Source organism: Pantoea sp. USHLN256, assembly GCF_037149875.1.
Lineage (GTDB): Bacteria > Pseudomonadota > Gammaproteobacteria > Enterobacterales > Enterobacteriaceae > Pantoea > Pantoea nemavictus.
The window spans coordinates 222,216-242,278 of record NZ_JBBCQO010000004.1; the positions used below are offsets into that span (position 1 = coordinate 222,216).

20 protein-coding genes, 2 pseudogenes and 1 other annotated feature are annotated in these 20,063 nt (G+C 52.9%); of the genes and pseudogenes, 7 read left to right on the forward strand and 15 right to left on the reverse strand.

Going from position 1 to position 20,063, the window contains the following annotated elements; translation table 11 throughout:
* Positions 1-12: 12 nt before the first annotated feature.
* Positions 13-1,473, reverse strand: coding sequence for a cardiolipin synthase (gene cls / locus WFL93_RS12785; RefSeq protein WP_007892388.1), 1,461 nt, complete (start codon positions 1,471-1,473; stop codon positions 13-15).
* Between the two features lie 162 nt (positions 1,474-1,635).
* On the opposite strand from cls, the gene WFL93_RS12790 reads away from it, so the two are divergent.
* Entirely contained in the window at positions 1,636-1,809 is a 174-nt protein-coding gene (locus WFL93_RS12790) for a YciY family protein (RefSeq protein WP_007892390.1), read from the forward strand.
* Positions 1,810-2,002: 193 nt separating this feature from the next.
* Here WFL93_RS12790 and WFL93_RS12795 read toward each other — a convergent pair whose 3' ends face one another.
* The gene (locus WFL93_RS12795) at positions 2,003-2,299 is read right to left on the reverse strand and encodes a YciI family protein (RefSeq protein ID WP_007892393.1); all 297 of its coding nucleotides are present in this window, start codon (positions 2,297-2,299) and stop codon (positions 2,003-2,005) included.
* Positions 2,300-2,503: 204 nt separating this feature from the next.
* On the opposite strand from WFL93_RS12795, the gene tonB reads away from it, so the two are divergent.
* Positions 2,504-3,232 (forward strand): TonB system transport protein TonB, encoded by a 729-nt coding sequence (gene tonB, locus WFL93_RS12800; RefSeq protein WP_336778285.1) that lies wholly within the window; start codon positions 2,504-2,506, stop codon positions 3,230-3,232.
* A 53-nt stretch (positions 3,233-3,285) separates the two neighbouring features.
* On the opposite strand, the gene yciA is transcribed toward tonB, so the two are convergent.
* The 4 genes and pseudogenes from yciA to WFL93_RS12820 all read right to left on the reverse strand — a co-directional run.
* Positions 3,286-3,705 carry an acyl-CoA thioester hydrolase YciA gene (gene yciA / locus WFL93_RS12805; RefSeq protein ID WP_007892397.1) on the reverse strand — a complete coding sequence of 140 codons (420 nt, stop codon included), beginning with the start codon at positions 3,703-3,705 and terminating at the stop codon, positions 3,286-3,288.
* A 54-nt stretch (positions 3,706-3,759) separates the two neighbouring features.
* Positions 3,760-4,299 carry a septation protein A gene (locus WFL93_RS12810; RefSeq protein ID WP_007892400.1) on the reverse strand — a complete coding sequence of 180 codons (540 nt, stop codon included), beginning with the start codon at positions 4,297-4,299 and terminating at the stop codon, positions 3,760-3,762.
* A 59-nt stretch (positions 4,300-4,358) separates the two neighbouring features.
* Positions 4,359-5,093, reverse strand: a complete 735-nt coding sequence (locus tag WFL93_RS12815; RefSeq protein WP_049852189.1) for a YciC family protein — start codon at positions 5,091-5,093, stop codon at positions 4,359-4,361.
* A 27-nt stretch (positions 5,094-5,120) separates the two neighbouring features.
* Positions 5,121-5,213, reverse strand: a pseudogene (locus WFL93_RS12820) (YkgJ family cysteine cluster protein); the annotation flags it as partial.
* Positions 5,214-5,463: 250 nt separating this feature from the next.
* On the opposite strand from WFL93_RS12820, the gene ompW reads away from it, so the two are divergent.
* Positions 5,464-6,099 (forward strand): outer membrane protein OmpW, encoded by a 636-nt coding sequence (gene ompW, locus WFL93_RS12825; protein WP_162830416.1) that lies wholly within the window; start codon positions 5,464-5,466, stop codon positions 6,097-6,099.
* Positions 6,100-6,145: 46 nt separating this feature from the next.
* Here ompW and WFL93_RS12830 read toward each other — a convergent pair whose 3' ends face one another.
* From WFL93_RS12830 to WFL93_RS12855, 6 genes and pseudogenes are all read right to left on the reverse strand, one after another.
* Positions 6,146-6,460: a BON domain-containing protein gene (locus WFL93_RS12830; protein ID WP_007892406.1), complete on the reverse strand. Its 315-nt coding sequence runs from the start codon at positions 6,458-6,460 to the stop codon at positions 6,146-6,148.
* Positions 6,461-6,713: 253 nt separating this feature from the next.
* Positions 6,714-7,517 (reverse strand): tryptophan synthase subunit alpha, encoded by an 804-nt coding sequence (gene trpA / locus WFL93_RS12835; protein ID WP_336778286.1) that lies wholly within the window; start codon positions 7,515-7,517, stop codon positions 6,714-6,716.
* Positions 7,517-8,710, reverse strand: a complete 1,194-nt coding sequence (gene trpB, locus WFL93_RS12840; protein WP_007892408.1) for a tryptophan synthase subunit beta — start codon at positions 8,708-8,710, stop codon at positions 7,517-7,519. Before trpB ends, trpA begins: the two co-directional genes overlap by 1 nt.
* Positions 8,711-8,756: 46 nt before the next feature.
* Entirely contained in the window at positions 8,757-10,124 is a 1,368-nt protein-coding gene (gene trpCF / locus WFL93_RS12845) for a bifunctional indole-3-glycerol-phosphate synthase TrpC/phosphoribosylanthranilate isomerase TrpF (protein ID WP_442955891.1), read from the reverse strand.
* 1 nt (position 10,125) lies between these two features.
* A pseudogene (gene trpD, locus WFL93_RS12850) lies at positions 10,126-11,719 on the reverse strand (bifunctional anthranilate synthase glutamate amidotransferase component TrpG/anthranilate phosphoribosyltransferase TrpD).
* A complete protein-coding gene (locus WFL93_RS12855) occupies positions 11,719-13,281 on the reverse strand; it encodes an anthranilate synthase component 1 (RefSeq protein WP_007892415.1) in 1,563 nt (520 codons plus the stop codon). The pseudogene trpD and the gene WFL93_RS12855 overlap by 1 nt, the downstream one beginning before the upstream one ends.
* A gap of 23 nt (positions 13,282-13,304) precedes the next feature.
* Positions 13,305-13,409: a sequence feature (Trp leader region), on the reverse strand.
* A gap of 154 nt (positions 13,410-13,563) precedes the next feature.
* Here WFL93_RS12855 and rnm point away from each other — a divergent pair.
* A complete protein-coding gene (rnm, locus tag WFL93_RS12860) occupies positions 13,564-14,448 on the forward strand; it encodes an RNase RNM (protein WP_336778287.1) in 885 nt (294 codons plus the stop codon).
* Between the two features lie 12 nt (positions 14,449-14,460).
* The gene (locus WFL93_RS12865; protein WP_007892417.1) at positions 14,461-15,081 is read left to right on the forward strand and encodes an L-threonylcarbamoyladenylate synthase; all 621 of its coding nucleotides are present in this window, start codon (positions 14,461-14,463) and stop codon (positions 15,079-15,081) included.
* Here WFL93_RS12865 and WFL93_RS12870 read toward each other — a convergent pair whose 3' ends face one another.
* The gene (locus tag WFL93_RS12870; protein ID WP_336778288.1) at positions 15,082-15,738 is read right to left on the reverse strand and encodes a serine protease; all 657 of its coding nucleotides are present in this window, start codon (positions 15,736-15,738) and stop codon (positions 15,082-15,084) included.
* An 817-nt stretch (positions 15,739-16,555) separates the two neighbouring features.
* On the opposite strand from WFL93_RS12870, the gene rluB reads away from it, so the two are divergent.
* A complete protein-coding gene (gene rluB / locus WFL93_RS12875; protein ID WP_336778289.1) occupies positions 16,556-17,431 on the forward strand; it encodes a 23S rRNA pseudouridine(2605) synthase RluB in 876 nt (291 codons plus the stop codon).
* 37 nt (positions 17,432-17,468) lie between these two features.
* On the opposite strand, the gene cobO is transcribed toward rluB, so the two are convergent.
* Together cobO and WFL93_RS12885 are read right to left on the reverse strand one after the other, a co-directional pair.
* The gene (gene cobO, locus WFL93_RS12880) at positions 17,469-18,056 is read right to left on the reverse strand and encodes a cob(I)yrinic acid a,c-diamide adenosyltransferase (protein ID WP_336778290.1); all 588 of its coding nucleotides are present in this window, start codon (positions 18,054-18,056) and stop codon (positions 17,469-17,471) included.
* Positions 18,053-18,817, reverse strand: a complete 765-nt coding sequence (locus WFL93_RS12885; RefSeq protein ID WP_336778291.1) for a YciK family oxidoreductase — start codon at positions 18,815-18,817, stop codon at positions 18,053-18,055. Before WFL93_RS12885 ends, cobO begins: the two co-directional genes overlap by 4 nt.
* Before the next feature lie 174 nt (positions 18,818-18,991).
* Between WFL93_RS12885 and sohB the strand changes: the two genes are divergently transcribed.
* Entirely contained in the window at positions 18,992-20,038 is a 1,047-nt protein-coding gene (sohB, locus tag WFL93_RS12890) for a protease SohB (RefSeq protein WP_336778292.1), read from the forward strand.
* Positions 20,039-20,063 lie beyond the last annotated feature (25 nt).

Below are 20,063 nucleotides of genomic sequence, written 5' to 3' on the forward strand. Positions count from 1 at the left end.
TTTTCGCTCGTTTTACAGTAAAGGACTAAAGAAGTAAAACAGTCGTTCAACGATGCGTTGCCACCAGGCACGTTTCGCCCAGCGCGCACCATCCAGCAAACGTGAGCGAGCGATATAATCATCCTGTACGGTGGCGAGATCGCTGCCGAAGCCGTCATCATCAACCACCAGTGTGATCTCAAAATTAAGCCACAGGCTGCGCATATCCAGGTTGACGGTGCCGACCAAACTCAGTTGCCCATCAACCAGCACGCTCTTGGTATGCAGCAAGCCATCTTCAAATTGATAGATTTTTACGCCGGCTTCCAGCAGTTCGGTAAAGAAGGCACGGCTTGCCCAGCCCACCAGCAGCGAATCATTGTGGCGTGGCACAATGATGCTAACTTCCACCCCGCGCAAGGCAGCGGTACAGATAGCATGCAGCAAGTCATCACTCGGTACAAAGTAGGGCGTCGTCATGATCAATTGCTCACGCGCCGAATAAACCGCCGTGAGCAATGCCTGATGAATCATATCTTCCGGGAAGCCGGGGCCGGATGCGATCACCTGAATGGTATGGCCGCTCTCCTGCTCGAACGGCATCACATTGCCATCTGGTGCTGGCGGCAGAATGCGTTTACCGGTTTCAATCTCCCAGTCACAGGCATACACAATGCCCATTGTGGTCGCGACCGGACCTTCCATGCGTGCCATCAAGTCAATCCACTGGCCAACGCCCGCTTCCTGTTTGAAAAAGCGCGGATCGACCAGGTTCATACTGCCGGTGTAGGCGATGTAATTATCAATTAACACCACTTTACGGTGCTGCCGTAAATCCATGCGGCGCAGGAACACACGCAGCAAGCTGACCTGTAGCGCTTCAACCACATCAATGCCGGCATTACGCATCATGTTGACCCACGGACTGCGGAAGAAGGTGACGCTGCCTGCTGAGTCCAGCATTAAGCGGCAATGCACGCCACGGCGCGAGGCTGCCATCAGCGATTCCGCAACCTCATCGGCTAATCCACCGGGATGCCAGATATAGAACACCATCTCAATATTGTGGCGAGCCAGTTGAATGTCACGAATTAATGCGTGCATGACGTCGTCGGCGTTAGTCAGTAGCTGTAGCTGATTACCTTTAACACCCGCAATGCCCTGACGATGACGACACAAATCAAATAACGAACGCGCGACATCACTGTGTTCAGTAGCGAAAATATGGCGGCACTGTTTAAGATCGTTCAGCCATTTAGCGGTGGAAGGCCACATGGTTCGCGCGCGTTCGGCGCGTCGTTTGCCCAAATGTAGCTCTCCAAATGAGAGATACGCGATTATACCCACCAGCGGCAGTATGTAGATGATCAGCAACCAGGCCATTGCTGAGGTGACCGCACGACGTTTCATCAGAATTCGTAGCGTGACACCCGCAATCAGCAGCCAGTAACCAAACAGCAGCAACCAACTGATAAGGGTATAAAATGTGGTCATTAAGTGGACGTCCTGTTCGCGCTTTGTTGTGCAAAGTTTACGTGCTGATCACAGGTAGTGAAACCTTTAATCGTGAATGACGTTTCGATGAAGCTTTCGATTTGGCATTTGCTAACAGATCTTTATAATGCCTGCCGAGTTTAGCCGGTCTGAGAGGGTGTGATGAGACGCAGCAAAAATGAAGTGGCGCGCTGGAGAATGTTACGTCAGGTACACCGTCGTCGTTCTCGTTGGCTGGAAGGGCAATCGCGTCGTTATAAACGCATCCATACTATTCGTCATCAGGTGGCGCAGCAGCATCGCCGCTCCATCCTGTTTATCTCACAAATGGTGTGATTAACCTGCGCGGCCATCAAGCGCCGGCGCGTAGCACCAGCAGGACGTTGACCATCTGTACCGCTGCCGCCAGCACAATCATCATGACAATTTGCTGCCGAGCGTGGCGCCAGCTATGCCGGCGCCATACAACAAGTGCTCTGCCGATGAGTGCTAAAGCAAGCACCAGCAGTAAAACGGACTGCCACATAGATCAGAAGACGCGCTTGAACGGCTTAACCGCGACTTTCTCATACACACCTGCGGCAATATAAGGATCATCCTTGGCCCATGATTCCGCCACTTCCAGTGACGAGAATTCGGCAATGATCACCGAACCGGTGAAACCCGCCGGGCCAGGATCGTTACTGTCAACCGCTGGCAGCGGGCCCGCAGCAATCAGTCGACCTTCATCTTGCAACAGCTTTAAACGAGCAAGATGTGCGGGACGTACCGAATTGCGTTTTTCCAGTGAATCAGCGGTATCTTCCGCATAAATGACGTAAAGCACGATGGGATACTCCCGTTAGACTTGCCGAAATTGCGTGACACGTTAAGTGATCGTTAATCAGAGTGCAAACGAAAGATAAATACGCTGTCATTCAGCGCAATCAGGGTTAAAAAAGCCCTTTCTTACGGCGCTTGCACATCGCTTATTGAAACTGATTGCTATTTGCATTTAAAATCTGCGCTTCACTCAATGAACATGAATGATATGACCACGTTGACTACGCCTTTGCCTACACGTACCCCCATCGCTGTAATTTTATCCGTGGTACTTCACGGTTCGTTGATTGCTGGCATTCTCTATGCATCGTTTCATCAGGTAATTGAAGTTCCAAAAGCATCGCAACCCATCAGCGTTTCGCTGGTGGCGCCTGAAGTGCAACCCGAGCCCGCTCCAGCGGAGGTGATGCCACCGCCGCCAGAACCTGAGCCGGAGCCAGAAGTTGCGCCTGAGCCACCTAAGGTTGAGCCGGTGCCGATTCCTAAACCGGAACCCAAGCCGAAGCCTAAGCCTAAACCGAAGCCAAAGGTTGAGAAGAAGCCGGAGCCAAAACCGCGTCAGGAAGTGAAGCCGCAGGAAAATCCGGTGAAACAGGAAGCGCCAACCACGCAAACGCGCCCAACTACCGCGCCAAAAGCCAATCCGACCGCGACCCCCAGCGTTTCCGATGGGCCGAAGGCAATGAACGTCAGCAAGCCTGCGTACCCAGCGCGTGCATTTGCGCTCCGGGTTGAAGGGCGTGTGCGTGTACAGTTTGATGTGGATAGCGATGGACGTGTTGATAACGTCGAGATCCTCTCTGCCGAACCGCGCAATATGTTCGAGCGGGAGGTTAAGCAGGCGATGAAGAAATGGCGCTATCAGCCGGGGCGTCCTGGCAAGAATTTAACGATGAATATCGTGTTCCGCATCAATGGCGGCGCCAATATCGAATAAGCGTAGGCAGAGAATGGGCAAAAAAAAGCGGTCAACTGACCGCTTTTTCAGCGTTATAGATCACTCAAATTACTTCTGCCGGGCGGCAACGGGCGCGATTGACCGGTATTGTCGACCGCCACGTAAACAAACACGGCTTCAGTTGCGCAGTACGTTTGACCGATGGGTTCGGACGAGACTTTCTTAATCCATACTTCTACATTTATGGTCATTGAGCTGTTGCCGGTGCGAATGCAGCGGGCGTAACAGCTCACTACATCACCAACCGCCACCGGCTTCAGGAAGGTCATTCCATCCACGCGCACGGTGACTACCCGACCTTCGGCAATTTCTTTGGCCTTAATCGCGCCACCCATGTCCATCTGCGACATCAGCCAACCACCAAAGATGTCACCGTTGGCATTGGTATCCGCCGGCATTGCCAGGGTACGCAACACCATTTCGCCTTGCGGCGACTTATGTTTTTCGTCCATTGCTCAGTTCTTCTGCAGGTGAAGAGAAGCCCGACGATGTCGGGCGGAGTGTTATTATTTTTGTTCTTGTTGCGGCATCTGTCGCCAGATATAAACGCCGCTTAACAGGGTGAAGAGTAGAGTCAGGCCGGTCAGACCAAACACCTTAAAGTTAACCCAAAACTCTTGCGATAACCAAAATGCAACATAAATATTTGCCAGGCCGCAGGCGAGGAAGAAGATGGCCCAGGCAACGTTGAGGTTACGCCAGACGCCTGATGGCAGCTGCAGCTCTTTACCCAACATGGTTTGAATCAGCGGCTGCTTCATAAACCACTGGCTATATAGCAGCGCCACCGCGAACAGAGAATAAATGACCGTCACTTTCCATTTGATGAACTCATCGTTATGGAACACCAACGTCAGCGTGCCAAATACCGCAACCAGCACAAAGGTGAAAATGGTCATCTTTTCCAGCTTGCGGTAAAGCACCCAACTGACGACCAGCGCCAAGCCGGTGGCGACAATTAGCGCGCCGGAGGCCACAAAGATGTCGTACAGCTTGTAGAAGATGAAGAAAACCACCAGGGGAAGAAAATCGAGTAACTGCTTCATAGCGTTTCCAATTAGGGCAGGAGCGTACAGTTATGGCGCTCAAATGAGCGCCATAACGATTAACGTAACAGCATATACAGCCGGTACAGATAAATAATCAGCACAGCAGAGACCAGATTACCCAGCGCATTCAATACCACGGAGGCGATGTTAGCGGGCAGTACCGTCAGCGATGAAAAGAAGAACATCAACACAATCTTCGCCAGCAGCCATAACACAATCGCAGGCGCAATCACCTTAATATTCTTCCAGGCGAGGCGCATGCTAGCGCGCATGGCACCTATTACACCGAGCTTCTCATTAGCAAGAATCACTGGCGCCAGCGAAAACAGAATCGCCAGAATTACGCCTGGCACCATCAGCACCATAAAGCCCAGTTGCACCAGCAGGGTGATCAGGAAAGTTTGCAGCAGCAGCTTTGGCAGCATGGGTGCTGAAGCACCGATAGCGCGCAGCGCGCTGACGCGTTGTCCGCCTGACACCATCGGGATCAGCATTAGCATGCCGCCCAGCAGCAGCGTGTTACCAATCAACGCGGCAAATGTGCCTGCAGCAGAAGCGCGCAGCAGAATACGTTGCTGATCCGGCGACATATTTTGTACCAGCTCAAACAGCGATGATGCGCTGTCATCGGACTGGCTCAACAATGATAACTGGTCTTCACCTGGCGTTAACGCGTGGCCGACGATCACAGTAATGAACGATGTCAGCAGCGCCAGCAGTAAAATAGTAACCAACTGATGGCGCAAAAAATTTCCTGTGTCACGGTATAACGAGCTTGCCGTGATAGACATGTAAACTCCTTGAAAGAACCGGATTAATTAACCCGGCGATTGTACATGTTCTACTGGCGTGCTGGCACCCGCATTGCGATAACTTTCTGTCATGTCTGGTAAAGAAGGGTGAAAAAACGCAGTAAATGCGCAGCATGTTGGGGTTGCTAACGGATGCCGCGCTCATCCTAAGCTGAAAATGCAAACTCATTTCAGTTTGAAACCTTCACAGCATGATTACAAATTCACCGCGCAGGGCCAAAATTGATCTGAATCAATCCATTGTTTTTTAAGTAGTTAATTTGAAATGATGCAGATGATCTTTTAGCTAAAAAGAGGTAGATCTTGGGCCGCAAATAATTTTGAGACCCTACTTTTTCGCAAAGGAGTGATGATGAAACTGGCAAAATGTGCACTGCTGATAGCCCTGGCAATCCCACAACTGGCACTGGCTCATGAAGCGGGTGATTTTTTTATGCGCGCGGGTAGCGCCACCGTACGTCCGACCGAAGGCTCTGATAATGTGCTGGGTATGGGCGGCTTTAACGTCAGCAACGATACGCAGCTGGGGTTGACCTTTACTTATATGGCAACGGATAACATCGGCGTTGAGCTGCTGGCAGCCACGCCGTTCCGTCATAAAGTCGGCCTCGGTGCTACCGGTAATCTGGCTACCGTGCGCCAGCTGCCACCAACACTAATGGCGCAGTATTATTTCCTCGACAGTAAAAGCAAAGCGCGTCCATATGTGGGCGTCGGTATTAACTACACCACTTTCTATGATGCCAAATTCAATCAGACGGGCGAGGATGCCGGTTTAAGCGATCTGAGCGTCAAAGATTCATGGGGCATGGCGGGACAGGTGGGGCTGGATTATCAAATCAACCGCGACTGGATGCTGAATGCATCGCTGTGGTACATGGACATTGATACAGAAGTGAAATTCAAAGCGAACGGTGAGCAGCAGAACATCAACACACGAATCGATCCGTGGGTGTTCTTCTTCGGCGCGGGATATCGTTTCTAACTTACGTTTAGAAAGGAAGCGGGCGACCAAAAGGTCGCCCGTTGTGTTATTTAATCTGCATATTGTTGACCACAGATTTCACGCCAGCCACGCTACGCGTAACAGAAACTGCGCGATTAGCCATCTGCGGTGAACTGACAAAACCACTCAGCTGCACTTTACCCTTAAAGGTTTCCACGTTGATCTCGGTGGATTTCAGCGCTTCGTCATTCAAAAGCTGAGCCTTAACCTTGGTGGTTACAACGGTATCGTCGATGTATCCGCCTGTGCCTTCTTTGGTTGCTGTTGGAGCACATGCGCTAAGTGTCAGCGCCATTACTGCAGCCATCATAATTCCTGCAACGACTTTAAAAAAATTCATTGGTTATCTCCCTGTCTTAGATGATGTTTCGCCGCAATGGGGCGGCGCAGTTAATTGTGGTCTGGCGTTGCGAAATCGGCAAATCGCCGTGAGTGAAAAGATGAAAAATTTCTGATTTTTGCCACTTATTGATCCAATCATAGTGATTGCGGGGGCAGGGAAGGCTGAGAGTGCCAGAGAAAATGAGGGGAGAAAGGTTGGTGACGATAATAAAGGCCTTATCCGCGTCGGCGAAAAAGGCCTTGAAGGATTTTTAGCGGGTGGCTGCTTTCAGGTTGCTAACAAAAGCTTTCAGTTCGCTAAGCAGCGTGGTCGGATCATTCTGGTTACGCTCAATGATCTTCACAATCGCAGAACCCGAAATCGCACCGGCCGCGCCTGCAGCAATCGCCTCTTTTACCTGGCCGGGTTCAGAGATGCCAAAGCCCTGCAGCGGCGGCGCAGCATTGAACTCACGTAACTTTTCAATCAGGTGATGCAGCGGCAGGCTGGCGCGATTTTCCGAACCGGTTACACCGGCCCGAGACAGCAGATAGGTATAACCGCGACCCTGTGCAGCGATCTCACGCAGCAGCTCATCGTCGGCATTTGGCGGACAGATAAAGATCGGTGCCACATTATGGCGCATCGCGGCCTGACGGAACGGCGCGGACTCTTCCAGCGGCACGTCAGCAACCAGCACCGAATCGACACCCACCGCTTCACACTGTGCATAAAAGTTGTCAATACCTTTGCTGAACACCAGATTGGCATACATCAGCAGGCCAATTGGCAAATCGGGGTATTTCTGACGAACGGTCGCGAGCATTTCAAAACACTGCGCCACGGTGGTGCCCGAAGCAAAGGCGCGTAGCGTTGCCCCCTGAATGGTAGGGCCATCGGCCAGCGGATCTGAGAACGGGATGCCGAGCTCTAACGCATCAGCACCACCTGCCACTAAGGTATCAATAATTTTCAGCGACAGTTCAGGTGAAGGATCGCCGAGGGTGACGAAGGGGACAAACGCGCCTTCTTGCTGCGCCGACAGACGTTGAAACAGCTGGTTATAACGCTCCATCAGATCTCTCCCTTGGCTTTCAAAATATCGTGAACGGTGAAGATGTCTTTGTCGCCGCGACCGGAGAGGTTAACCACCAGTAGCTGCTCTTTTTCCGGATTCTCACGAATCATTTTCAGTGCGTGTGCCAGCGCGTGTGAGGATTCGAGCGCAGGGATAATCCCTTCCGCGCGACACAGCTCTTTAAAGGCGCTCAGCGCTTCGTCATCAGTAATTGAGACATATTCAGCGCGGCCGATGCTGTTCAGATGCGCGTGCTGTGGACCGACTGATGGGAAGTCCAGACCCGCAGAAATCGAGTAAGACTCTTCAATCTGACCCTCTTCGGTCTGCATCATCGGTGCTTTCATCCCGAAGTAGATGCCTACGCGACCATGTTTCAGTGGCGCACCGTGTTCACCGGTTTCAATGCCGTGACCAGCGGGCTCAACGCCGATCAGACCCACACTCTCTTCTTCGATAAAGTCAGCAAACATGCCGATAGCGTTCGAACCGCCGCCTACGCAGGCTAACACCGCATCTGGCAAACGACCTTCGCGCTCCAGAATCTGCGCTTTCGTCTCTTCGCCAATCATGCGCTGGAATTCACGCACAATGGTTGGGAACGGATGTGGGCCAGCCGCAGTGCCGAGCATATAGTGCGCGGTTTCATAGCTGCCAGACCAGTCGCGCAGCGCTTCATTACAGGCATCTTTCAGCGTAGCGGAGCCGCTATGTACCGGAATCACTTCTGCGCCCATCAAACGCATACGGAATACGTTGGGTGACTGACGTTCGACATCTTTCGCGCCCATATAGATGCGGCATTTCATACCGAGCAGTGCGCAGGCTAACGCCGAGGCCACGCCGTGCTGACCTGCGCCGGTTTCGGCGATAATCTCATTTTTGCCCATACGCTTGGCCAACAGCGCCTGACCGAGCACCTGGTTGGTTTTGTGCGCGCCGCCGTGCAGCAGATCTTCACGCTTCAAATACAGGCGGGTTTTAGTACCTTTGGTCAGGTTGCTGCACAGCGTTAACGCAGTTGGGCGTCCTGCGTAGTTCTTCAGCAGGTCAGTAAACTCGGCCTGAAATTCAGGATCGCGCTGTGCTTCAACAAAGGCGTTTTCCAGCTGGCGCAGGGCTGGCATCAGGATTTGCGGCACATATTGGCCGCCAAACTCGCCAAAATAGGGATTCAATAACGTGGTCATTTCTTCATCTTCCTTATTCGGCCCGCACGCTGGCGGGCAAGCGAAATTAATAGGCGCGCAGCGTGCGGAATACCGCCGCGACTTTGCTGGCATCTTTAATGCCTGGCGCAGACTCTACGCCGGAGTTGAAATCAAGGCCGGCACAGCCTTGCTGCGCGGCTTCAACACAGTTATCTGCGCTTAGGCCACCGGCCAGCAGCACGTTGCTCAAATCCTGGCCTTGCAGCAGGGACCAATCGAAACGCTGGCCGGTACCGCCCTGGCCGTTATCTAACACGTAGCGATCAACATGTGGCCAGTCGCGTGCAGGTAAGTGATCTTTGATGCTCAATGCTTTCCAGATTTTTATTTCTGCTGGCAACGCCTGACGCAGTTCCGCGACGAACGCCTGGTCTTCATCGCCGTGCAGTTGAACCGCCGCCAGTGTTAATGTCGTGGCTTTGGTGACAATGTCACTTATGCTGCTATTGCGGAACACACCCACATACTTCAGCGGAGCGGCAGCCTGCAACTCTTGTGCCTGTTGACTGCTGATTTTACGCGGCGAGCCTTCGGCGAAGATCAGCCCACCGTAAATGGCGCCGGCTTCGTGCGCAGCAAGCGCATCTTCGGCGCGGGTTAAACCGCAAACCTTATTATCACCCAGCAGCACGCGACGCACGCCAGCGGTTAGGTTAGCTTCTTCCATCAATGCGGATCCAATCAGGAAACCATTGGCAAAATGACTCAATTCTCGCACTTGCGCATAGTTATGAATGCCCGATTCACTGATCACGGTGACGCCATGGCCGAGGCGCGGCGCCAGCTGACGTGTGCGGTTCAGGTCGATAGACAGGTCACGCAGGTCGCGGTTGTTAATCCCAACCACTTTGGCTTCCAGCGCAATGGCGCGCTCCAGCTCTTCTTCATTACTCACTTCGGTCAGCACGCCCATTTTCAGGCTGTGTGCCACGGCGGCGAGTTGACGATACTGTTCATCGTCCAGTACCGATAACATCAGCAGAATGGCATCCGCCTGATAATGGCGTGCTAAGTAAATCTGATAAGGATCGATGATAAAGTCTTTGCACAGTACCGGTTGAGTGATGGCGGCGCTGACGATCGGCAGGAACGCAAAATCGCCCTGAAAGTATTTTTCATCGGTTAACACCGAAACCGCAGAAGCGTAATGACGATAAACCCCAGCGATGGTCGCGGGATCGAAGTCCTCGCGAATTAGCCCTTTAGAGGGGGAGGCTTTTTTGCATTCCAGGATGAATACGGTGCGCGAGCCACGCAACGCATCGTAAAAATGACGTGCCGCAGGTTGCAAATCGTTCTGGAAGGTTGCCAGCGGCTGCTGAGCCTGACGCGCTTCAACCCAAACGGCTTTGTCTTGTACGATTTTCTCTAAAACAGTGCCCTTAATACTCATCTCATCCTCTCGCTGCCAGAGCAACAACGCGTTCATAAGCCTGTCCGCTGCGAATGGCAGCGATGGCACGCTGTGCGTTGTCGCGCAAATCTTCATTTCCGAATACTTTCAGCAACATTGCGACGTTCACCGCAACGGCCTGCTCATGGGCGGGCTGGCCTTTACCCTGGAGTAAACGGGTCAGAATGTCACGGTTTTCTTCCGGGGTGCCGCCCGCCAGCGCTTCTTTATCGTGGAAACCAAAACCAAAGTCTTCGGGTGTCAGCTGATATCCGGTGATTTCACCATCGCGCAGCTCTGCCACTTGAGTAGGGCTGTGCAATGCAACTTCATCCATTCCGCCACCGTGTACCACCGCCGCGCGCTGGTAACCCAACACTTTCAGCGTTTGTGCAATCGGTAAAACCAATTCCGGGCTGTATACGCCAATCACTGCCAGCGGTGGACGCGCGGGATTAATCAGTGGACCCAGTACGTTGAACAGCGTGCGCGTCTTCAACTGTTGACGTACCGGCATGGCGTGACGAAAACCGCTGTGATACTGCGGTGCAAACAGAAAACAGACGTTGAGATCGTCCAGCGCCTTGCGTGCTTGCTCTGCCGGCATATCCAGATTGATGCCAAACGCCGCCAGCAGATCGGAAGATCCCGATTTACTCGAGACGCTGCGGTTGCCGTGTTTCGCCACTTTTAAGCCGCAGGTCGCCGCGACAAAGGCGCTGGCGGTGGAAATATTAATGCTATTAATGCCGTCGCCGCCGGTACCGACGATATCGGCAAAGGTGTAATCCGGGCGCGGAAACGGCTTAGCGTCTTCCAGCAGTGCGGAAGCGGCACCGGCAATTTCCTCGGGACGCTCGCCACGCACTTTCATGGCAATCAACGCGGCAGCGAGCTGTGTCGGCTCCAACTGGCCTTTAATAATGGCGCTAAACAGCTGGTGGCTCTCTCCCTGGCTGAGGGTTTCTGATTGGTAAAGTTTTTCCAGAATAGTTTGCATCATAATCTCCCTATTATTTCGCCAGCGCCCAGGCCAACGTCTGTTCTAATAAACGCGCGCCCTGAGTGGTGAGAATGGATTCGGGGTGGAACTGGAAGCCACATACCCGGTCGGCATCATGGCGTACGGCCATCACCATGCCGTTGTAGCTGGCGTTAACGGTTAACTCTGCGGGCGTATTACTGCCTACCAGCGAGTGATAGCGTGCCACTGGCAGTGGATTGCTGAGTCCGGCAAACATGCCTTCGCCGTCATGCGTAATAGAAGACGCTTTTCCGTGCAGGATTTCGCCAGCCTGGCCAACATGACCGCCATAAGCTTCAACGATTGCCTGATGACCGAGACAAATACCGATAATCGGCAGACGACCGCGCAGCGCTTGCAGCAGGTCGGGCATGCAACCGGCATCTTTCGGGGCGCCCGGACCTGGCGACAGCATCAGAATCGGATTTTCCATCTGCTGCAGGCGTTCGATCAGTACGTCAGCGGGCACATTGTTGCGATAAATCACCACGTTATGGCCGAAGGTACGCAGCTGATCAACGAGGTTATAAGTAAAGGAGTCGATGTTATCGAGCAGCAGGATATCGGCCATCAGAAAATCTCCTTGCAGTGATGGGCTGTTGCGATGGCACGTAATACCGCACGCGCTTTGTTGCGGCTCTCGTCCGCTTCGGCCTGAGGCTGAGAATCGAGTACCACACCGGCACCGGCTTGCACGGTAGCCACGCCGTCTTCGACCCAGGCGGAACGGATCACGATGCAGGTATCGAGGTCGCCGTTGGCCGTGAAGTAACCCACGGCGCCGCCGTAGCTGCCGCGACGTGTGCCTTCTTTCTCGGCGATTAGCTGCATTGCGCGCACTTTCGGCGCGCCGCTCAGCGTGCCCATGTTCATGCAGGCGCGATAGGCGTGCAGCACATCAAGGTCTTCACGCAGCGTGCCCACCACGCGTGACACCAAATGCATCACAAACGAGTAGCGGTCAACCTTCGTCAGATCAGCAACGTAGCGGCTACCGGGTACACAGATGCGTGCCAAATCGTTGCGCGCTAAATCGACCAGCATCAGGTGCTCCGCCATCTCTTTATGGTCGGTACGCATTTCAAGTTCGATACGGCTGTCGAGATCGCGGTCCAGCGATCCATCGGCATGGCGACCGCGAGGGCGCGTACCGGCAATCGGGTAGATTTCAATCTGACGCGAGGTAGCGTCATATTTCAGCGAGCTTTCCGGCGACGCGCCAAACAGGGCGAAATCCTGGTCCTGCATAAAGAACATGTAAGGACTCGGGTTGCTGTTTTTCAGCGTGTCATATGCGGCCAATGGTGAAGGGCACGGCAGCGAGAAGCGACGTGAAGGTACCACCTGGAAGATTTCACCGATGCGAATCGCTTCCTGCATCTCACGCACTACGCTGCAATACTCTTCGTCGCTCTGGCTGGTGCTCAGCGCCATCTGCTCGACGCGCTGAACGGGCAGTGCGGGCGCCGCCTGGGTCATTTGACCGCGCAGTTGTTCAATGCGGCCTTGCAGACGCTGGAACTCGCTGGTAGATGGAGTGAACAAACTGGCCTGCAGGCGCGCGCTGCGCTGCTGGTGGTCGATCACCAATAAGGTTTCAGCCAGATAGAAGCAGTAATCCGGGCAGCGCTGTTCGTTGCGCAGTTCTGGCAGATCTTCAAATCCCGCCACTAAGTCATAGGCAAAAAGGCCACCCAGCAACATCGCTTCGCGCTCTTCTTCTGGGCTGTTAACCAGCTGCGGAATCAGGCGCAGGGCATCAAATACTGAGAGTGCTTTCAGGCGTGAATCTTCATCTTGTAGACCCTGTGGCTGAGTGAAATGCAGCTCGCGGCCATCAGGACGCACTTCAATACGTACGTCAGATGGCAGCGCTTCATCCAGCAGCGGCAAGATAGCGCGACCATTTTCGGATAACGCTTTGAGGGTAACGACATTGCCCAGCGCACTGACGCGCAGCGCGCTATCGACGATGAGCAGACTTTTCAGGTTTTGTTTGCTGTCGATATCCGCAGATTCAAGCAGCAGAGTTGCTGGACGTGCGCCGCATAACTGATGAAACACTGCGGCCGGATCTTCGCGGTAGGGCGCGGTACCGGTTATCAACTTCAATGTAGGTTTCGCAATAGCCATAATGGATTCTCTGAATTTCGCTCAAAAAAAAGCCCGCTCGGTGGCGGGCTCAGGTATCTGCACAGCGGTTACGCAAGTTGTGCACGACGACGTCGCCCGTTAAAGGGATCATCGCGCCACCAACCAGTTAAATGCGTACCCAAAATAGCCATGATTAAATACCCGTTACGTGTGAACTTGTGTACTAGTTAACTGGTTCGGGCGAAAAAAGTCAATACCCTTTTTCAGCCCAAGGCAAAATCGTTATCATGCCTGCCAGTTTATGCCGTTGCTGGAGTTCTCTTGTCAGACATTGCTCGTTTTCCCCTTTACGATTTACATAGCCACACGTTGGCTTCAGACGGCCTTTTGACGCCTACCGCGCTGGTGCAACGGGCAGTTGAAATGAAAGTCGGTGTGCTGGCTATTACCGATCACGACACGGTGGCGGGGATAGCAGAGGCGCAGGCAGCGGCAGTGACCCTGGATCTGCCTGTCCGCGTGCTGGCTGGTTTAGAAGCCTCCACCTTATGGGAAAATCACGAAATCCATATTGTGGGGCTGAATGTGGATTGCCAGCACCCCGCGCTGACAGCATTTCTTGCGCATCAGCATCAGTGTCGCCTCGACCGTGCACAGCAGATTGCCGAACGCCTTGAGCGCGCGCGTATTCCCGATGCGCTGGCTGGCGCGCAGCGTTTGGCGCAGGGTGGCCTGATTACTCGCGGCCATTTTGCCCGTTATCTGGTAGAAATCGGCAAAGCCGACAATATGGCGCAGGTCTTCAAGAATTATCTGGCGCGCGGGAAAACCGGCTACGTGCCTCCGCAATGGTGTACAATTAAACAAGCCATTGATGCCATTCATCATTCTGGCGGCTATGCCGTTTTAGCGCACCCAGGTCGTTATGGCTTGTCGGCGAAATGGTTAAAGCGGCTGATTGCGCATTTTGCTGAAGTGGGCGGTGACGCGATGGAAGTCGCGCAGTGCCAGCAAGCGCCGAACGAGCGCACGCAGTTGGCCACCTATGCGCGCGATAATCAGTTAGCAGGGTCGCAAGGATCAGATTTTCACCAACCTTGTCCGTGGATAGAGCTGGGACGTAAATTATGGCTACCGGGTGGCGTAGAGCCGGTTTGGGAACGGTTCCCGGAGTTGGCGCCCAGCGTTGCTGTTGCAGACAGGTGATATGAGGTTTTTATGAGTCAATACTTTCACATTCATCCCGACAATCCGCAGCCGCGCCTGGTTAATCAGGCGGTCGATTATCTGAATAAAGGCAGCGTGATTGTGTACCCAACCGATTCTGGCTACGCGCTGGGCTGTCGGCTGGAAGAGAAAAATGCCATGGAGCGCATTTGTCGTATTCGACAACTGGATGGTAATCACAACTTTACGTTGATGTGTCGCGATCTGTCAGAACTGTCGACTTATGCGCAGGTGGATAACTCTGCGTTTCGTATCCTGAAAAACAATACGCCAGGCAACTACACCTTCATTTTGAAGGCGACAAAAGAGGTGCCGCGTCGATTGATGAATGACAAACGTAAAACCATCGGGCTGCGCGTGCCATCAAATCCCGTGGCGCTAGCGCTGCTGGAGCGTTTGAATGAGCCGATGATGTCGACTTCACTGATGTTGCCGGGCAACGATTTTACGGAGTCCGATCCCGAAGAGATTCAATACAGCATTGGCAAGCTGGTGGATCTGATCATCGATGGTGGCACGCTGGGACAGCAGCCGACTACGGTGATCGATCTCACCAGCGATGCGCCGGTGGTGGTGCGTGAAGGCGTCGGTGACACGCGCCCGTTCCAGTAATCATGCATGGTCAGGCGTGGCGTTCAGCGTCTGACCGATATTTGATTGCAGCCATGTTTTAAAATCTCCGTACGGAATATACAGAGAGACATCTTTTAAGATGACTTTCTTACTACGCACATTTGAAATTTCGTGACTGTAACCGACAATAACACCACCAATAGTTTGGTCAGCATTATATACCGCACCACCTGACATACCTTGCACTACGCCCGCATTGGATGCCATTGCCATGCAGGGTTTTTTATTCCACTTATTGGTGATAGCCGTGCGCGCCAAATTAACGCCGCTCGATTCCACCGGCATGGCGGAAATAAAGCTATAACCGTACATCTTAATCGGTTCGCCCACAGCGCCGCTGCGGAATTTAGCCAGCGTTTCCGGACTGTTTTTATGATAGATAATCGCGACGTCGCAATAAGGGTGATAAGCCTTCACGCGTTGAACGGCGGTTTTCGCTACGTGAGCCGCTGTCAGACTATATTCTGGCGTCAGAGGAATGGTTGTGCCGAGGATGCCCAAACCTAATACAGTCGGGATGCCTGTCACGCTCATATCAACGTGTTGCATCGCAGTACGGCTGTACTCAGTATGGCCCACAGAACAACCGCTCAGTGCCAGCGCCGCAAACGCAGGCCAAAGCAGAGAGGTTTTCATGGTAGTGATCTTCATTAAAGCATGTCACTAAAATCCCTGGTGAAGACTTTCGACATGCGAATTAAATTCATTCCATAAATGAATAAACGCGTTAATTCCCGCACGCGCCGGTTTATATTATCAGTGAAATTACACAGTGTTCGTTAATGACTTGTTAGCAAAACGAAGGTGATTCGTAAGCGTAAGATTTTTTATAAATGCGACACACTGGATTTCAGGCTTAAATTTTACACAGTTTTTTTATCAGAACAATTCATCAAATTTAATCTTAATCAATAAATACAAAAATACAGACTTAATCCAACCTTTAGAGCCAATACGCTATAAATTTAGATTTGATATTAGATTGAAACCCATTTAAGTCTGTTACTTGGAGTTTTGTGCTGTTTTGTTGTTTTTATCTGGATTTAACGTTTGTAGTATTCCAGAAGCGTGGCGAGCTCTGCTATCCACTTAGTCTTGCATGACGCTAATGTATCATGCAGCTAATATTGATGCATTTATAGGGCACAGGAGGTTAGGAGCAAATGAAAATAATTCAGACACTTGGCGGCGATGCGCGGGATAGCAATGGAGGAGATCTATCAATCTGCTGAATGTTTCATCCACTGGCACGGCAAGGGGCGTTTTTGTCAGGCCAACTATTATCGGCAGCAAAGGAAAAGGTGTTAACAAAACTTGCGTTAGTGTAAAATCGCGGGCCGCCTGAGATTGCATAAGCGATGCACAGCGGTAACAGATTCTGATATGGGAATTGGTAATCCCTGTATCGCACCTCTTCTTACCACGACGCCTGGGAAGGCGACAACGAGGCTCCATGAGCGAAAAATTACAGAAAGTTTTAGCGCGCGCCGGTCACGGTTCGCGTCGCGAAATCGAAACCATGATTTCAGCCGGACGCGTTAGCGTTGACGGCAAACTGGCGACGCTTGGCGATCGCATCGAAAGTGATAAATCACTGAAAATCCGTATTGATGGTCATCTGGTTTCCATCGCTGAATCGGCGACCGAAGTCTGCCGCGTGTTGGCGTATTACAAACCGGAAGGTGAACTCTGCACACGCAACGATCCAGAAGGGCGTCCAACCGTCTTTGATCGTCTGCCGCGTCTGCGTGGTTCACGCTGGATTGCCGTTGGTCGTCTGGATGTGAATACCTGCGGCCTGATGCTGTTCACCACCGATGGTGAACTGGCCAATCGCCTGATGCATCCAAGCCGCGAAGTTGAGCGTGAATATGCGGTGCGTGTGTTTGGTGAAGTGGATGACGACAAAATCCGTCAGCTGAGTAAAGGCGTGCAGTTGGAAGATGGTCCCGCTTCCTTTAAAACGATCAAGTTTGCTGGCGGTGAAGGTATTAACCAGTGGTATAACGTGACGCTGACGGAAGGACGCAACCGCGAAGTGCGTCGTCTGTGGGAAGCGGTTGGCGTGCAGGTGAGCCGCCTGATGCGTGTGCGCTACGGTGACATCCAATTGCCAAAAGGCCTGCCACGCGGCGGCTGGATTGAGATGGAGTTACCGGCGGTAAACTATCTGCGTACTTTAGTCAGTATGCCGGAAGAGACCGTGACCAAAGTGGCGGTTGAGAAAGATCGTCGTCGCACCAAGGCTAACCAGATTCGTCGTGCGGTAAAACGTCACGGTGTGGCGAGCAACAATCCGCGTCGCAATACTACTAAACGCGGTTCCTGATGCGATGACTGACGCCGCGTTCTGCGGCGTCAGTCTATTACCAATCAATTCCTTGCTGTGCCTGAATTCCCGCATCAAACGCATGTTTCACCGGACGCATTTCCGTCACGGTATCCGCCAGATCCAGCAATCTACGATGGCAACCACGGCCAGTTACGATCACGCTCTGCTGCGCGGGACGTTGTGCTAGCGCCTGCACCAATTCATCTAAATCCAGATAATCCATGCTCACCATGTAGGTGATTTCATCGAGGATCACCAGATCGATGCTTTCATCCGCTAACATGCGTCGCGCCTGCTGCCACACCAGCTGGCAAGCGGCAGTGTCGGTCTCGCGGTTTTGCGTATCCCAGGTAAACCCGGTGGACATCACCTGAAATGCGACGCCGTGCTGCTCCAGTAAGTTGCGTTCTCCATTTGGCCATTCGCCTTTAATAAACTGTACCGCCGCCACTTTTTTACCGTGCCCGCAGGCGCGCAGTGCGGTGCCAAAGGCGGCGGTAGTTTTACCTTTACCGTTGCCGGTGAACACCATCAATATGCCGCGCGTCTCGGTGGCGGCGGCGATACGGGCATCAACCTGTTCTTTGAGGCGTTGCTGGCGCTGCTGATGGCGATCGCTCATGCGGTTGCCGGCCCCGCTTTGCGTCCCGGCTGCGCATCAAAGCTGGTGCCCGTTTTACGACGACTGTCGTCGCCCATTAAATAGAGATACAACGGCATTAAATCAGCCGGTGTTTTAAGCAAGTTCGCATCTTCTTCCGGGAAGGCACTGGCCCGCATTTTGGTGCGTGTGCCGCCAGGATTAATGCAGTTGACTCGCAGATGACGATTTTTATATTCATCGGCCAACACCTGCATCATGCCTTCAGTCGCAAATTTTGAAACCGCATAAGCGCCCCAGCCGGCACGTCCAATGCGACCCACGCTTGACGTGGTAAAGACCAGCGAACCCGCATCCGATTTCAACAGCAGCGGCAGCAGCGCCTGGGTTAAATAGAAGGTGGCATCAAGGTTAATCTGCATCACATCACGCCAGATTTGAGGATCAAGCTCCTCCAGCGGCACAATCTCACCGAGAATGCCGGCATTGTGCAGCACGCCATCCAGGCGCGGTACCAACGCAGCGACCTGTTCGGCCAACTGTTGACAGCTTGCGGGCGTGGCGTCGGCAAGATCCAATAACAGTGAGGCAGCAGGCTGCTTGTTCAATTGATTAATGGCCTGTTCGGTTTGCTGCAGCGTCTGCGGATTGCGTCCCAACAGAATGACGCGCGCGCCATAACGCGCATAAGTCAGCGCCGCTTCACGGCCAATGCCGTCGGAAGCGCCAGTGACGAGGATAATGCGATTTTCCAGCAGATCGCTTTTCGGTTGATAATGCACAGCGATGTCCTTTGCTCGGGTCAGAAGGTTTTTTGGCTTTATGCCTTAAATTGCCGCCCGGTGCAATCGCTCAGGCTCGCATTCTGTGCCGCCTGCGGGCATTTCACGCGACGACAACGTTTAAAGCGGGTAAACTTAAATCTGTTGTAATTTACTGTTTAATAAGGCGGCAGAATGGATTTTTTCTCCAGTTACGGATTATTTCTGGCTAAAGCCGTCACCGTGGTGGTGGCGATCGCAGCTATTGTTCTGATTGTGCTCAACGCCGCGCTGCGCAAACGTCACAGCGGCGGCCAACTGCGCCTGACGCATCTCGACGATGACTATCGTGAGATGAAGGAAGATTTGCAGCTCGCCAAAATGAAACCGCAGGCGCAAAAAGTATGGCTCAAGCAGCATAAAAAAGAAGAGAAGCAGAAGGCTAAGATCGATAAGCGCAACGCCAAAGCGGGCGTGAGCGAGACGCCAAAGCCAACGCTCTATGTGCTCGAGTTCAAAGGCAGCATGGATGCAAGTGAAGTCACCTCGTTGCGTGAAGAGATCTCTGCAGTATTGGCCGTCGCCACGCCGGGTGATGAAGTGCTGCTCCGCCTGGAAAGTCCTGGCGGCGTGGTGCACGGCTACGGTCTGGCGGCTTCACAGTTGCAACGTCTGCGCGATGCCGGAATGCAGCTGACCGCGGTGGTGGATAAAGTTGCTGCCAGCGGCGGTTACATGATGGCCTGCGTAGCGGATCGCATTGTTGCCGCGCCGTTTTCCATTATTGGTTCGATTGGCGTCGTTGCGCAGATCCCCAACTTCAACCGATTGTTGAAGCGTAATAATATTGATGTCGAGTTGCATACTGCTGGGCAGTACAAACGTACCTTGACACTGTTTGGCGAAAACACCGAAGAAGGGCGCGAAAAGTTTCAGGAAGACCTTAATGAAACCCATCAGCTATTTAAAGACTTCGTGCACCAGATGCGCCCCTCGCTTGATTTGAATAAAGTGGCGACAGGTGAGCATTGGTATGGGGCTCAGGCGCTGGATTTAGGCCTTGTTGATGAAATTGGTACCAGCGACGCATTGATTATTCAGCATATGGAGCGCTTTACCGTATTGGGTGTGCAGTATGCCCGCAAACGTAAAATGATGGATCGCTTCACCCACAGCGCCAGTCTGGCTGCTGAGCGGTTGATTCTGAAAATGTGGCAGCGCGGCGAGAAGCCGCTATTGTAAACGCGAGCCCGGCAATTGCCGGGCT

Coding starts and splice junctions, on each gene's coding strand:
- cls (WP_007892388.1), bottom strand. CDS start 1,473: ATGACCACATTTTATACCCTTATCAGTTGGTTGCTGCTGTTTGGTTAC.
- WFL93_RS12790 (WP_007892390.1), top strand. CDS start 1,636: ATGAGACGCAGCAAAAATGAAGTGGCGCGCTGGAGAATGTTACGTCAG.
- tonB (WP_336778285.1), top strand. CDS start 2,504: ATGACCACGTTGACTACGCCTTTGCCTACACGTACCCCCATCGCTGTA.
- yciA (WP_007892397.1), bottom strand. CDS start 3,705: ATGGACGAAAAACATAAGTCGCCGCAAGGCGAAATGGTGTTGCGTACC.
- WFL93_RS12810 (WP_007892400.1), bottom strand. CDS start 4,299: ATGAAGCAGTTACTCGATTTTCTTCCCCTGGTGGTTTTCTTCATCTTC.
- WFL93_RS12815 (WP_049852189.1), bottom strand. CDS start 5,093: ATGTCTATCACGGCAAGCTCGTTATACCGTGACACAGGAAATTTTTTG.
- ompW (WP_162830416.1), top strand. CDS start 5,464: ATGATGAAACTGGCAAAATGTGCACTGCTGATAGCCCTGGCAATCCCA.
- WFL93_RS12830 (WP_007892406.1), bottom strand. CDS start 6,460: ATGAATTTTTTTAAAGTCGTTGCAGGAATTATGATGGCTGCAGTAATG.
- trpA (WP_336778286.1), bottom strand. CDS start 7,517: ATGGAGCGTTATAACCAGCTGTTTCAACGTCTGTCGGCGCAGCAAGAA.
- trpB (WP_007892408.1), bottom strand. CDS start 8,710: ATGACCACGTTATTGAATCCCTATTTTGGCGAGTTTGGCGGCCAATAT.
- trpCF (WP_442955891.1), bottom strand. CDS start 10,124: ATGAGTATTAAGGGCACTGTTTTAGAGAAAATCGTACAAGACAAAGCC.
- WFL93_RS12855 (WP_007892415.1), bottom strand. CDS start 13,281: ATGGCTATTGCGAAACCTACATTGAAGTTGATAACCGGTACCGCGCCC.
- WFL93_RS12865 (WP_007892417.1), top strand. CDS start 14,461: ATGAGTCAATACTTTCACATTCATCCCGACAATCCGCAGCCGCGCCTG.
- WFL93_RS12870 (WP_336778288.1), bottom strand. CDS start 15,738: ATGAAAACCTCTCTGCTTTGGCCTGCGTTTGCGGCGCTGGCACTGAGC.
- rluB (WP_336778289.1), top strand. CDS start 16,556: ATGAGCGAAAAATTACAGAAAGTTTTAGCGCGCGCCGGTCACGGTTCG.
- cobO (WP_336778290.1), bottom strand. CDS start 18,056: ATGAGCGATCGCCATCAGCAGCGCCAGCAACGCCTCAAAGAACAGGTT.
- sohB (WP_336778292.1), top strand. CDS start 18,992: ATGGATTTTTTCTCCAGTTACGGATTATTTCTGGCTAAAGCCGTCACC.